Origin of the sequence: Streptomyces diastaticus subsp. diastaticus (assembly GCF_011170125.1) — a bacterium.
Lineage (GTDB): Bacteria > Actinomycetota > Actinomycetes > Streptomycetales > Streptomycetaceae > Streptomyces > Streptomyces diastaticus.
In genome coordinates this window covers 2,596,877-2,609,902 of the sequence record NZ_BLLN01000005.1, presented here as the reverse complement: position 1 = coordinate 2,609,902, position 13,026 = coordinate 2,596,877, and the positions used below count along the sequence as shown (strand labels likewise).

Below are 13,026 nucleotides of genomic sequence, written 5' to 3'. Positions count from 1 at the left end.
GATCCGGCGGAACTCCCTTGCTGACGCCATCCCAGCCCCACCCGCTGTCAGATCCGCCGCCAGGACGCTGTCACCCGTTGACAGTGCACTGACAGCGGAACGAGACGCCCCTGACGCGCCCGCGCCGCACGCTGCCCGGACGGCCCGTGGATCCAGGTGGACACCCCCGAGGACGAAGAGGTGAGGCCCGTGGCCGCCCCCGAAACCCAGCCGCCCCGCGCCGAGTTGAAGGCCGCCGTAGAGCTGTACCTCGCACTGCACCGGGCCCCGGAACTCTCCGGCGCCGAACACTCCACCGCCGCCCTGCTCACCGACCGACTCACCGCCCTCGGCCTCACCGTCCACCCCGGGCTCGCCGGCACCCCCTCCTTCCTCGCCGAACTCCGCAACGGCCCCGGGCCCACCGTCCTGCTCCGTACCGAACTCGACGCGCTCCCCGTCACCGAGGCCACCGGCCTGCCCTACGCCTCCGCCGTCCCCGGCGTCATGCACGCCTGCGGCCACGACCTGCACGCCGCCGCGGCCACCGGCGCCGCCGCCCGCCTCGCCGCCACCCGCGCCGACTGGCAGGGCCGCCTGCTGCTCCTCGGCCAGTCGGCCGAGGAGACCCTCACCGGCGCCCGCGCCCTCGCCGACGACGGGCTGTACGAGCGGTTCGGCCGCCCCGACGCCGTCCTCGCCCAGCACGCCGCCCCGCTGCCCGCCGGGACCCTCGCCCACGCCACCGGCGGCCCGCTGATGGCCGGCAGCCGCACCCTGGAGGCCGTCCTGCACGGCCGAGGCGGTCACGCCGCCACCCCGCACCTCGCCGCCGACCCGCTGCTGATGGCCGCCTCCGCCGTGGTGCGGCTGCACACCCTCACCGCCCGCGAGACCGCGCCCGCCGAAGGGGCCGTGCTGACGGTCGGCACCCTGCACGCCGGGACCCGCGCCAACGTCATCCCCGACCGGGCCACCCTCTCGCTGGGCCTGCGCGCCTTCACCGAGGCCGCCCTGGACCGGCTCCAGGAGGCCGTACGGCGCGTCCTGGCCGCCGAGAGCGAGGCCGCCGCCGCGCCCGGGCCACCCGAACTGACCGTCACCGCCCGCTCGCCCGTCCTCACCCCCGACCCGGACCTCACCGCCGCCCTGCGCGCCGTCCACGCCGAGCACCTCGGCGCCGGGCGCGTCCTGGCCGCCGTACCGTCCCCGGCCACCGAGGACCTCACCCACCTCACCCGCCTCGCCGACGGCACCCGGATCCCGCTCGCCTACTGGATGCTCGGCACGACCCCGGCCGCCACCTGGCGGGCCGCCACGGCCGAGGGCCGCCCGGTCCCGGCCAACCACGCCTCCGACTTCGCCCCCGACCTGCGCCAGGCCCTGCCCGCCGGCATCACCGCTCTCACCGCGGCCGCCCGCCACCTGTTCGCGGACGGCCCCCACGCCGTGGGAGCGTTCCCGCCCTCCCCGGAGGCCGCCCCGTGACCTGGTCCCCCGCCCACCTCGACGTCACCCTGCACCGCGCCGACCCCGCCGCCCCACCCGGCCAGATCACCGTCATCCGGCTGCTGGCCCTGCTCCCCGCCGACTGGTGCTGCCACCCCGACGCCGGGACCGACCTGCTCCGCCTGCGGCTCGCCCCGGTACCCACGGACCCCGAGCCGTTCCTCACCCGGGCGCTGGCCGACCCGGCGCTGTGCGGGTGGGGCAGGGTCGGACAGGGGGCGTCGGCGCGCTGAGCCGTCCGTGAGGTCCGGGGCGGCGGGCTCAGGCCCCGGCCGACGGCTCCGGCAGCCCCCACAGGCCGGCCAGGTGCCCGTGGAGCACCTCGTACGCCTCCCGCGGGGAGAGGTGGCCGACGAGGACGTGCGTGGTGAGGCCGTCCGCCAGGGCCAGCAGGGTGCGGGCCGCGCGGCGTGGATCGGCCGCGGCGTGACCGGCGCCCGCCAGGGCATCCCGGACGAGGCCGGTGAACGCCTCCTGGAGCTTGGCGTGGTCGGCCCGCAGGCCCCGCGCCGGCGCCGGGCTCACGGCGGCCTGGGCGGAGTTCCTCGACGCGTACCCGCTGCTGCTCGGCCCGGTCTTCACCGAGCCCGCCGTCGAGCCGGGGCTGGAGTCCCGGGACCGGGCCGGGCGGGAGCGGGTCGGGTCGGCGATGCGCCTGTGCACCGTGACCAGCTTCGTCGGGGTGCCCGCCGTGGCCGTGCCGGCCGGGACGGCCGACGGCCTGCCCCGCGGGGTGCGGCTCGTCGGGCGCGCCTTCCGGGAGGACCTGTGCCTGGACGCGGCCCAGGCGATCGAGGACCGGCTCGGCGTCCTCACCCCCGTCGACCCGCGGGCAGGCCGGCAGTCCGCGAGTCGGTGAGGCGCGGTCCTCCCGGCGAGCGGCCGGGCGGGTCCGCCCCGTGCCGCCGGGGCGTGGCGCCTGCGGCCGGCGGGAGAGCCTCGCCGGCGGCCGGGGAGGCCAGGCCCGCTCAGACCCAGCCGCGCTCCCGGGCCAGCAGGGCCGCCTGGGCGCGGCTGGCCGCTCCCAGCAGTTGGAGGAGGTCGGCGACGTGCCGCCGGTACGTGCGGACCGAGACCCCCAGTTCGCGGGCGCCCGCCTCGTCCTTGCCGACCGTGCACATCGCCAGCAGGACCTGGCGCTCCATCTCGCTCAACGGGCTCAGACCGCCCTGCTCCGGCTCGGCGTCCAGCGGGGCCGCCTGGGCCCAGATCTTCTCGAAGAGGGCGATGATGTTGGCGACCAGGCCGCTCTTGTGGGCCAGCAGCGCGCCGCGGGCGGTGTCGCGCGGGTCGAGGGGGACCAGCACGGTCCGGCGGTCGTAGACGAGGAGCCGCTCGCCCGCCTCCCCCTCGTCGGCGACCCGGATGTGCGCGCCGGAGGCCGTCAGCTCCCGCAGGTAGGCGGCGGTCGGCGGGTCGGAGAGGGCGCAGCGGCGCACCACGTTGCGGATGACGACGCCGCGGGCCAGGCAGCGCAGGTCCAGCGGGCGGGAGCGGGCGATGTTCTCCGGGGAGAGCCGCGTGTAGGGCTCCACGGAGAGGATCTCCTCGCGGGCGAAGAAGGCCAGGTCCTCGATGCGGCCGCGGATCGCCGCCAGCCCCTCGATCTGCTCGATGCCCTGCGGCGCGGCCGTCCGCGCCCCCTGCTCGGCCCGCAGCCCGTCCACCACGTGCCGGGCCCGGGTGACCCGCCGCAGGTCCTGGTGGAGCTCGTGCAGCCGCCGGTCGGCGAGGTGGGAGACGGCCTGTTCGGGGTCGGCCGGCACCACCCGCCCCTCCGGCCCGGCCGGCAGCAGCAGCCCCAGCTCGCGCAGGCGCTCCAGCGCCCGGGCCGCGTCCGTGCCGGCGGTGTGCAGCAGGAGGTGCACATCGTCGACGGAGGTCCCCGGATTGCGCAGGAAATGCCGGTAGAGCTCCTCCTCGGTCGCGGAGAGCCCGAAGACGGCCATCTCGTTGTCACCCACGCTCTGCCCCCGGCTGCGTCATGGGCCTGCGGCACCTTCCGGAGATTCTCCGGTCGTGTGCCGCGGACGGTCGAGCTTTTTTCGGCCCAGCGTAAGCGCTGTCGGCGGGACCGGGGACGGTCGCGGTGCGAATTGTGTGCGAAGAGTGAGCCAACCGTGCCCGGTTCCCCGTGAACCCCGGACGCCCGCCGTCCGTGCGTCCCCGGCGGCGGCCACCCAGGGCGAGCGGGACGCGACGGACCGTGCCGGACGCACCGGGCGGCCGCACGTCGTACGCTGGAGACCCCCGGCCCGTCGGACGTGTCGGGCATTCGCGTGTTCCCCGGTGGCGTGACGACTCCGTCCCGGCGGCGACGCCCCCCGCGTACAGGGAGCGCCGGGCACGCGGTGGACGACGAGGACGACGAGGACGGAATCCCTTCATGAGCCTGCACGGACTGCTCGACGCGGTGATCGAGGACCCCGCGCTGTCACAAGCGCTGAAAGCGGCCGGGGACGGGCACCTCCTCGCCGCCGACCTGGTCGGCCCGCCCGCCGCGCGGCCCTTCACCGTCGCCGCCCTCGCCCGCGAGACCGGCCGCACCGTGCTCGCCGTCACCGCCACCGGCCGCGAGGCCGAGGACCTGGCGGCCGCCCTGCGCACCCTGCTCCCGCCGGACGGAATCGTGGAGTACCCGTCCTGGGAGACGCTGCCGCACGAGCGGCTCTCCCCGCGCTCCGACACCGTCGGCCGCCGCCTCGCCGTGCTGCGCCGCCTCGCCCACCCGGACGCCGACGACCCCGGGACCGGCCCGGTCTCCGTCGTCGTCGCCTCCGTACGCTCCGTGCTCCAGCCGCAGGTCAAAGGGCTCGGCGACCTGGAGCCGGTGGCGCTGAGGGCCGGGCGGACCACCGACCTGGAGGAAGTCGTCCGCGCCCTGGCCGCCGCCGCGTACTCCCGCGTGGAGCTGGTCGAGAAGCGCGGCGAGTTCGCCGTGCGCGGCGGCATCCTCGACGTCTTCCCGCCGACCGAGGACTACCCGGTCCGCGTCGAGTTCTGGGGCGACGAGGTCGAGGAGATCCGCTACTTCAAGGTGGCCGACCAGCGCTCCCTGGAGATCGCCGAGCACGGCCTGTGGGCCCCGCCCTGCCGCGAACTGCTCCTCACCGACCAGGTCCGCGAGCGCGCCGCCGCCCTCGCCGAGGACCACCCCGAACTCGGCGAACTCCTCGGCAAGATCGCCGAGGGCGTCGCCGTCGAGGGCATGGAGTCCCTCGCCCCCGTCCTCGTCGACGAGATGGAACTCCTCCTCGACGTGCTGCCGGAGGGCGCCATGGCCCTGGTCTGCGACCCCGAGCGGGTCCGTACCCGCGCCGCCGACCTGGTCGCCACCAGCCTCGAATTCCTCCAGGCGTCCTGGGCGGCCTCCGCCGAGGGAGGGCAGGCCCCCATCGACGTCGGCGCGGCCTCCCTGCGGGGGATCGCCGACGTCCGCGAACGCGCCCGCGAACTGGGCATGATGTGGTGGTCCGTCTCGCCGTTCGCCGCCGACGAGGAGACGTACGACGGCGACACCTGGCAACTGGGGATGCGCGCCCCCGAGACGTACCGGGGTGACACCGCCCGTGCCCTGGCCGACACCAAGCGGTGGCTCGGCGAGGGCTGGCGGACCGTCTTCGTCACCGAGGCGCACGGCCCCGCCGCCCGTACCGTCGAGGTGCTGGGCTCCGAGGGCGTCCCGGCCCGGCTCGACGGGGACCTCGCCGAGATCGGCCCGTCCGTGGTCCACGTCGCCTGCGGCGCCATCGACCACGGCTTCACCGACGAGCGCCTCAAGCTCGCCGTGCTCACCGAGACCGACCTCTCCGGCCAGAAGGCGGCGGGCAAGGACGGCCAGCGGATGCCCACCCGGCGCCGCAAGACCATCGACCCGCTCACCCTGGAGCCCGGCGACTACATCGTCCACGAGCAGCACGGCGTGGGCCGCTACATCGAGATGGTCCAGCGCACCGTCCAGGGCGCCACCCGCGAGTACCTCCTCGTCGAGTACGCCCCCGCCAAGCGCGGCCAGCCCGGCGACCGCCTCTACATCCCCACCGACCAGCTCGAACAGGTCACCAAATACGTCGGCGGCGAGGCACCCACCCTGCACCGGCTCGGCGGCGCCGACTGGACCAGGACCAAGGCGCGCGCGAAGAAGGCCGTCAAGGAGATCGCGGCCGACCTCATCAAGCTCTACTCGGCCCGGATGGCCGCCCCCGGCCACGCCTTCGGCCAGGACACCCCCTGGCAGCGCGAACTGGAGGACGCCTTCCCGTACATGGAGACGCCCGACCAGCTCTCCACCATCGCCGAGGTCAAGGACGACATGGAGAAGACGGTCCCGATGGACCGTCTGATCTGCGGCGACGTCGGGTACGGCAAGACCGAGATCGCGGTCCGCGCCGCCTTCAAGGCCGTCCAGGACGGCAAGCAGGTCGCCGTCCTCGTCCCCACCACCCTCCTGGTGCAGCAGCACTTCGGCACCTTCTCCGAGCGGTACGCGCAGTTCCCGGTGAACGTCCGAGCCCTCTCCCGCTTCCAGTCCGACGCCGAGGCCAAGGCCACCCTGGAGGGGCTGCGGGACGGCTCCGTCGACATCGTCATCGGCACCCACCGCCTCTTCTCCTCCGAGACCAGGTTCAAGGACCTCGGCCTGGTCATCGTCGACGAGGAGCAGCGGTTCGGCGTCGAGCACAAGGAGCAGCTGAAGAAGCTCCGCGCCAACGTCGACGTCCTCACCATGTCCGCCACGCCCATCCCGCGCACCCTGGAGATGGCGGTCACCGGCATCCGCGAGATGTCGACGATCACCACCCCGCCCGAGGAGCGCCACCCGGTCCTCACCTTCGTCGGCCCCTACGACCCGAAGCAGATCGGCGCCGCCATCCGCCGCGAACTCCTCCGCGAGGGGCAGGTCTTCTACATCCACAACCGGGTCGAGTCCATCGACAAGGCCGCCGCCCGGCTCCGCGAGATCGTCCCCGAGGCCAGGATCGCCACCGCCCACGGGAAGATGTCCGAACAGGCCCTGGAACAGGTCGTCGTGGACTTCTGGGAGAAGAAGTTCGACGTCCTGGTCTCCACCACCATCGTGGAGTCCGGCATCGACATCTCCAACGCCAACACCCTCATCGTCGAGCGCGGCGACAACTTCGGCCTCTCCCAGCTCCACCAGCTCCGCGGCCGCGTCGGCCGGGGCCGCGAACGCGGCTACGCCTACTTCCTCTACCCGCCCGAGAAGCCCCTGACCGAGACCGCCCACGAGCGCCTCGCCACCATCGCCCAGCACACCGAGATGGGCGCCGGCATGTACGTCGCCATGAAGGACCTGGAGATCCGCGGCGCCGGCAATCTCCTCGGCGGCGAGCAGTCCGGCCACATCGCCGGCGTCGGCTTCGACCTGTACGTCCGCATGGTCGGCGAGGCCGTCGCCGACTACCGTGCGGCCCTCGACGGCGGGGTCGAGGAGGAACCGGCCCCCGAGGTCAAGATCGAACTCCCCGTCGACGCCCACGTCCCGCACGACTACGCCCCCGGCGAGCGCCTGCGTCTCCAGGCGTACCGCGCCATCGCCTCCGCCACCACCGAGGACGACATCCGCGCCGTCCGCGAGGAACTCACCGACCGCTACGGCAAGCTCCCCGAGCCCGTCGAGAACCTCCTCCTCGTCGCCGGCCTCCGTATGCTCGCCCGCTCGTGCGGCGTCGCGGAGATCGTCCTCCAGGGCAACAACGTCCGCTTCGGTCCCGTGGAACTCCGGGAATCCCAGCAACTCCGCCTCAACCGCCTCTACCCCCGCACGGTCGTCAAGGCCAACACCCACCAGATCCTCGTCCCGCGACCCACGACCGGGAAGATCGGGGGAAAGCCCGTGGTGGGGCGGGAGCTGCTGTCCTGGGTGGGGGAGTTCCTGACGTCGATCCTGGGGTCGTAGCGGCCCGGGGCGGCTCTCACCCCGGTCGCGGGCCGGGGTGTACGGGCCGCCCCTCGGCGCATGGCCGGCATGTCAGGTCCAGGAGCCCGCGGGCAGGGGTGGCCAAGGCGGAGGGGCGGTCACGTCGGTGGGTGTCCTCCGGGGGAGAACCGTGCACCACGGCGTTGGTGACCGGCTGCGAGAGGATCAACACGGGAGCATCCGCCTCTCCCCACCGACATGCGCGAATCCCAGCCAGGGTGAGTTCGGCTGTCTGGAACGGTCGCCGGGTGTGTGGTCCCGTGGATCGCGCGGGAAGAGCCGAGAGGACGGTGGGTCGTGGGCGACGCCGAGAGGGCCAGTACGTCCGCCAGGTATCTCGCGGCAGGCGGTGCCGGGGGTGACGCGTGGGCGGCCGAGGCGCGGGCCGAGGGACGGCGCGGGACGCAGCGCATCGTCCAGGCGGGCGAAGTTCCCGCGCCCGAACTCGTCGCCGGGCGGCTGGGACTGGAGCCCGGCCAGCCGGTGATCGCCCGCCGCCGCATCATGTACGCCGACGACGAGCCCTGCGAGCTGACGGACACCTACTACCCCGCGTCGATCGCCCGGGGGACCGCCCTCGCCGGAACGGCCAAGATCCGCGGGGGAGCGGTACGCCTGCTCGCAGAACTGGGCCACGTCGGCGCCTGGGTCGAGGAGGACGTCACTGCCCGCCTCCCCACCCCGGACGAGGCGGCCACCCTCGCCCTCTCCGGCTCTCACGGCCGCCATCGTGCCGATCGAACATCAGGTCACGTGGCACAGGCCCTCTGTGCTTGGCCGACGCGGCCGATCTGGCGGCTCGCTCGATCTTCGCGCAGTAGGCGTCGCGGGCTTCCTCATCGGTCTGCACCTCGTGTTCGGGGCGCATCCCGGTTCGGCCGTCGACGCCTTCACGCAGGATGTCGGCGTGCCCGGCATGCCGGTTGGTCTCGCCGAGGACGTGGACCATGACGGCGAACAGGTTCGTGTGGGAATGAGGCTCCGGCCACCACGGCACATGGCCGGGCGCATCGAGGGGAAGCTCCTCGATCCTCGCGTCCGCGTGCTCCCACGTGCGCCGGTAGAAATCGATGATCTGATCGCGGCTCTCGTCCTCAGTCGCCCACAGATCGCTGCCGTCGTGGTCCTGCCACCGGGGCAGCGGTTCCGGAAAAGCGCAGCCGAACACCTCGCCGAAGTACCTGGCCTCGACGTTTGCCACGTGTTTGACCAGGCCGAGGAGGTTGCTCCCGGTCACTGTCAGCGGTCGGCGGGTGTCGTACTCGGACAAGCCGTCCAGCTTCCAGACCAGTGCCTCGCGGTCCCGCCGCAGTCTCCCGTGCAGGTTGTCCTTCGCGAATTCATCGATCATGCGGTGGGAGCCTGCCATGGGCTACTCGCGGCCCTCAAGACCCCGCGACCGTCCTCCACCGCCCGCCGCCAGTCCCCCAGGATCGTGCTCGGCGCGGCCAGGTCCAGCTCCAGCGTCGCGCCCCCCCGAGGACGTGGTCGCCGGGGTGTTCGCCGGCGTCGAGGGCGGCGCCGGCGCGTTCCTCGCCGGCGGTCGTCATGGTGTCGGTGGCGCGGCAGGGGGGAGCCGGATCCAGCGTCGGCGTGGCCAGCGTTGCAGGGACTCCCGGCGTGCGCGCAGCTTCTGCTGCCGTCGGCGGCTCTCCGTGCGGCGCCGGGCGCGCTCGCGCGCTTCCGGGCTGCTGAGCCTGGTGTGGTCCGGCAGGCGGAGCAGCCCCCGGGCCACCAGGACGATCAGCGCGAGCACGAAGATCCCGAGGGCGGCCGCGAGCGCGGGCGGCAGCTCCGCGACCTGTTCGATCGTGTGGCGGATGGTCACCCTGGCCCTCCGACCCGCTCGGCACCGCGTGGCGGTCGGATCATACCGACGCACCTCCCGATCCCCATGCGCCCCCGCCCCGCCCCCGTCACGCCCCACCCCGCCCGACTGCCCGTCACCCCGCAGGGGAGGATGCCTCTGGGATCGGGGACGGAAGCAGGGCAGGGCGAGAGAAGGGTGTGCGTGGTGACGGTGCGGCGGTACGGGATGGTGGGGCTCGCGGTCGGGGCGCTGCTGTGGAGCGCGGGGTGTGGGCTCGGGGAGCCGTCGACCGGGAGTGACGGGGCCGGCGGGGAGGGCGCCAAGGGCGGAGCCGCCACCGGGACGGCGCTGGCGGCGCTGGAGGCGCTGACGGTGAAGGACGAGGGGAGCAAGGACGGGTACGGGCGGGAGCGGTTCGGGTCGGCCTGGGCCGACGTGGACGGCAACTCCTGCGGTACGCGGGACGACATCCTGAAGCGCGACCTCGCCGAGGTGGAGTACAAGGACGGCGACGACTGCGTGGTGGTCTCCGGCACGCTGAAGGACGACCCGTACTCGGGCGAGGACGTGCAGTTCAAGCGCGGCGCCAGCAAGGTGGACATCGACCACCTGGTCGCCCTCTCCGACGCCTGGAAGAAGGGGGCTTCGGAGTGGGAGCCGGCCAAGCGCATAGCCTTCGCCAACGATCCGCTCAACCTCCTCGCGGTGAACGCGAGCCCCAACCGTGCCAAGGGTGACGGCGACGCCGCGAAGTGGCTGCCGCCGAACAGGACGTACCGGTGCGCGTATGTCGCCGGGCAGGTGGCGGTGAAGACGAAGTACGAGGTGTGGGTGACCGCCGAGGAGCGCGACGCCATGCGGACGATTCTCGACGGCTGCCCGCAGGAGAAGCTGCCGGAGGGGGACGCGCCCACCGAGGCGCCGGACCGTTTCAGCGCGAAGTAGACGCGGGCCGGGCGAGGAACGCCCTTCGGGCAGTGAGGCGCCGGGCCGGAGTGGGCACCCCCGTGTGGTGCCCACTCCGGCCCGGTGCCGTCGTCGTGCGTCGCCGTCGCCGTGCGTCGCCGCTGTCACGCGTGGGGGAGTGGGCGACCGCCTCCTCCTTCGGCGCGGCGCCCCTCTCCACGAACACCTTGAGGCACTCCGCCTGCGAGATCCTCGGCCCCTCCGCCGACGCCGGCTTCGCCTCCGCCGTGCCGTCCCCGGCGGCCGTCCCAGGCCGCGACCACCGTCGGCGAACGGGCCCGCACCGGAGCCCTCCTGAACCAGAACGTGTCACAGGGCGTCACCAGGAGAAGAACGGTTCCGTACGACGGGGTCCGGACCATCCGGACGGGTGTATACGCTCGGACCCGCACGCCGTACCGGCGGACCCCCCACGACCTTCAGGGAGCAGGCCCATGCACAGCACCTACCCGGTGGCCCCGGGGCCCCAGGGTCCGTCCAGGGAGGCACGCCTCTGGCTGCGGGTGCTGTTCACCGCTCTGGCCGTGATGACCTGCGGCTTCCTGGCCTTCGGTGCCCTGGTACGGCTGGCCGCGGTGACCCGCAGGAAGCGGGACTGGACGCTGGCGGGCATCTCGCTGGCCGTCGGGATCTTCGCGATCGGGGCCATGCCCGGTGACGACGTGGACGACAGCGCCACCGTCCTGGACGACGTGTCGGTGATGCTCGCCCTGCTCAACATGGTCGCCGTGGTCTGGTACTTCCTCTGGGCCGACATCCGCCACGACCGCAAGCTCTACGGCACCGGCCGCCCCGGCGCCCCGGGCGCACACCCCGGTATGCCGTACGCCGCCCCGTACCCGCCGCACGCCGCGGTCACCCGACCCGTCACGGCCCCCATGCCGCAGCGCCCCGGCCCGTACCCGCAGCAGACTCGGCCACAGCAGCCCCAGCCCCAGCCCCAGCACTACGCCCCGCCGACGGCGCCCACCGCTGCGGGCGACGCCTGGGCCCGCCCGCAGTCCGCCCCGGCGCCCGGCCCGGCCGGACCGCGACCCGCGCCCGGCACCCCGCCGCCCGGCGGGCCCGCGCGCATCGACCAGGTCCGGGCCGAGCTGGACGAACTCAGCGCCTACCTGCGCGACTCCGGCGGCCGCAGTGACGACCACGGCGAAGGACCGCGGGAGGGCTCCCGTTGAGCGGGCGGATCATCGCCGACCGGTACGAACTCTCCACCCTCATCGGCCAGGGCGGCATGGGCCAGGTGTGGACCGGCTACGACCAGCGGCTCGACCGGCGCGTCGCCGTCAAGCTGCTGCGGCCCGACCGGGTGGCCGGAGCCGAGGCCGAGGAGCTGCGCCGCCGCTTCGTGCGGGAGTGCCGGGTCACCGCCCAGGTCGACCACCCCGGTCTGGTGACCGTGCACGACGCGGGGACCGAGGGCGACGAGTTGTACCTCGTCATGCAGTTCGTGGACGGAGCCGACCTCGGCGACCACCTCGCCGAGCACACGCCGTACCCCTGGGAGTGGGCCGTCTCGGTCGCCGCCCAGCTGTGCGCCGTGCTCTCCGCCGTGCACGCCGTGCCGATCGTCCACCGCGACCTCAAGCCGCGGAACATCATGGTCCGGCAGGACGGCACCATCTCCGTCCTCGACCTCGGCGTCGCCTCCGTCATGGACAGCGACACCACCCGCCTCACCCACACCGGCTCGCCCATCGGCAGCCCCGCCTACATGGCCCCCGAACAGGCCATGGGCGGCGCCGTCGGCCCGTACACCGACCTGTACGCGCTCGGCATCGTCCTCTACGAACTGCTCAGCGGGACGGTGCCGTTCGACGGGGCCACCGTCCTCGGCGTCCTCCACCGCCACCTCTACGAGGCGCCGCTGCCGCTCGGCCGGCTGCGCACCGGGCTGCCCGACGGGCTCGAACCGCTCGTCATGCGGCTGCTCGCCAAGGAGCCCCAGGACCGGCCCGGCTCCGCCCAGGAGGTCTACCAGGCGCTCACCCCGCTGCTCCCCGCCCGCGGTGTCCCGCGCGGCACCCCGCTCGACCCGGCCCGGCCCTTCCTGCGCCCGCACGCTCCCTGGCCCGACCACCCGCTCGCGCCCGCGCCCCGGCCCGGCCGGCCCCCGGCCGCGCCCGGCGGAGGGGAGGGCGCCGACGTCGCCACCGCCGTGGACGACGTCAAGCGGCTGCTCGGCGAGGGCCGCATCACCCAGGCCGTCGACATCCTCGGCGCGATCCTGCCCACCGCCGCCCGGCAGCACGGCGAGCACTCCGCCGTCGTCCGCACCCTGCGCAAGCAGTACGCGGCCACCCTGCTCGACGACGGGCAGTACCGCCGCGCGCTGCCCGAACTGCGCCGCCTCGCCGACGAGTACGCCGCCGAGGCCGGTACCGCCGACCCGCGCTCCCTCCAGTTCCGGTACGAGGCCGCCCAGTGTCTGGAGCAGCTCGGCGAACCCGGCGCCGCCCTGGCCGAATACCGCGCCCTGCTCCCGTACTTCGAGAACCAGTACGTCAGCACCGACCGGGACCTGCCGCTGGAGGTCCGCCGCCGCATCGGCCACCTGCTGCTCGCCCTCGGCGACCGCCCGGCCGCCCAGGACACCCTGCTACGCCTGCTCCACGACGCCGAACAGCGGTACGGGCCCGCCCATCCGCTCCCCGCCGAGGTGCGCCGGACCCTGCACTGGCTCGGCCTGGTCTGAGCCCTCCCGGCGGCGGGGAAGCGGCACACGACAGGCAGGAACCGGACACGCGGGGAATCGTTGCTCCCGACAGTGGCCCAGATCACGCCGACTGCCTACGATCGATCTTCGCAAGGACGTCCGGAC

10 protein-coding genes and 2 pseudogenes are annotated in these 13,026 nt (G+C 74.2%); 8 read left to right on the top strand and 4 right to left on the bottom strand.

Features of this window, described 5'->3' with window-relative positions; all coding sequences use genetic code 11:
• The first annotated feature begins 180 nt into the window (after positions 1–180).
• Together Sdia_RS28515 and Sdia_RS28510 are read left to right on the top strand one after the other, a co-directional pair.
• Positions 181–1,467 (top strand): amidohydrolase, encoded by a 1,287-nt coding sequence (locus tag Sdia_RS28515; protein WP_100456979.1) that lies wholly within the window; start codon positions 181–183, stop codon positions 1,465–1,467.
• A complete protein-coding gene (locus tag Sdia_RS28510) occupies positions 1,464–1,721 on the top strand; it encodes a hypothetical protein (RefSeq protein WP_100456749.1) in 258 nt (85 codons plus the stop codon). The genes Sdia_RS28515 and Sdia_RS28510 overlap by 4 nt, the downstream gene beginning before the upstream one ends.
• A gap of 28 nt (positions 1,722–1,749) precedes the next feature.
• Here Sdia_RS28510 and Sdia_RS28505 read toward each other — a convergent pair whose 3' ends face one another.
• Positions 1,750–2,013: a TetR family transcriptional regulator C-terminal domain-containing protein gene (locus tag Sdia_RS28505; RefSeq protein WP_371874300.1), complete on the bottom strand. Its 264-nt coding sequence runs from the start codon at positions 2,011–2,013 to the stop codon at positions 1,750–1,752.
• 1 nt (position 2,014) lies between these two features.
• Between Sdia_RS28505 and Sdia_RS28500 the strand changes: the two are divergent.
• Positions 2,015–2,347: pseudogene (locus tag Sdia_RS28500) on the top strand (amidase family protein); the annotation flags it as partial.
• Between the two features lie 109 nt (positions 2,348–2,456).
• Here the strand turns inward: Sdia_RS28500 and Sdia_RS28495 are convergent.
• Positions 2,457–3,437, bottom strand: a complete 981-nt coding sequence (locus Sdia_RS28495; protein WP_189500552.1) for a helix-turn-helix transcriptional regulator — start codon at positions 3,435–3,437, stop codon at positions 2,457–2,459.
• A gap of 437 nt (positions 3,438–3,874) precedes the next feature.
• Here Sdia_RS28495 and mfd point away from each other — a divergent pair, with 437 nt between their 5' ends.
• Entirely contained in the window at positions 3,875–7,408 is a 3,534-nt protein-coding gene (gene mfd, locus Sdia_RS28490; protein ID WP_115067878.1) for a transcription-repair coupling factor, read from the top strand.
• Between the two features lie 318 nt (positions 7,409–7,726).
• Positions 7,727–8,146 (top strand): annotated as a pseudogene (locus tag Sdia_RS28485) (UTRA domain-containing protein); the annotation flags it as partial.
• On the opposite strand, the gene Sdia_RS28480 reads toward Sdia_RS28485, so the two are convergent.
• Together Sdia_RS28480 and Sdia_RS28475 are read right to left on the bottom strand one after the other, a co-directional pair.
• Positions 8,091–8,780, bottom strand: a complete 690-nt coding sequence (locus Sdia_RS28480; protein WP_100456975.1) for a DinB family protein — start codon at positions 8,778–8,780, stop codon at positions 8,091–8,093. The pseudogene Sdia_RS28485 and the gene Sdia_RS28480 sit on opposite strands and share 56 nt — an antisense overlap.
• Positions 8,781–8,975: 195 nt before the next feature.
• Positions 8,976–9,257 (bottom strand): hypothetical protein, encoded by a 282-nt coding sequence (locus Sdia_RS28475; RefSeq protein WP_189500539.1) that lies wholly within the window; start codon positions 9,255–9,257, stop codon positions 8,976–8,978.
• Positions 9,258–9,464: 207 nt separating this feature from the next.
• On the opposite strand from Sdia_RS28475, the gene Sdia_RS28470 reads away from it, so the two are divergent.
• The 3 genes from Sdia_RS28470 (at position 9,465) to Sdia_RS28460 (ending at position 12,900) form a co-directional block, all read left to right on the top strand.
• Complete coding sequence (locus Sdia_RS28470; protein WP_189400332.1) at positions 9,465–10,184, top strand: HNH endonuclease family protein; 720 nt, start codon at positions 9,465–9,467, stop codon at positions 10,182–10,184.
• A gap of 455 nt (positions 10,185–10,639) precedes the next feature.
• Positions 10,640–11,383 carry a hypothetical protein gene (locus Sdia_RS28465; protein WP_185393345.1) on the top strand — a complete coding sequence of 248 codons (744 nt, stop codon included), beginning with the start codon at positions 10,640–10,642 and terminating at the stop codon, positions 11,381–11,383.
• Positions 11,380–12,900 (top strand): serine/threonine-protein kinase, encoded by a 1,521-nt coding sequence (locus Sdia_RS28460; protein ID WP_100456741.1) that lies wholly within the window; start codon positions 11,380–11,382, stop codon positions 12,898–12,900. Before Sdia_RS28465 ends, Sdia_RS28460 begins: the two co-directional genes overlap by 4 nt.
• The last annotated feature ends 126 nt before the right edge of the window (positions 12,901–13,026 follow it).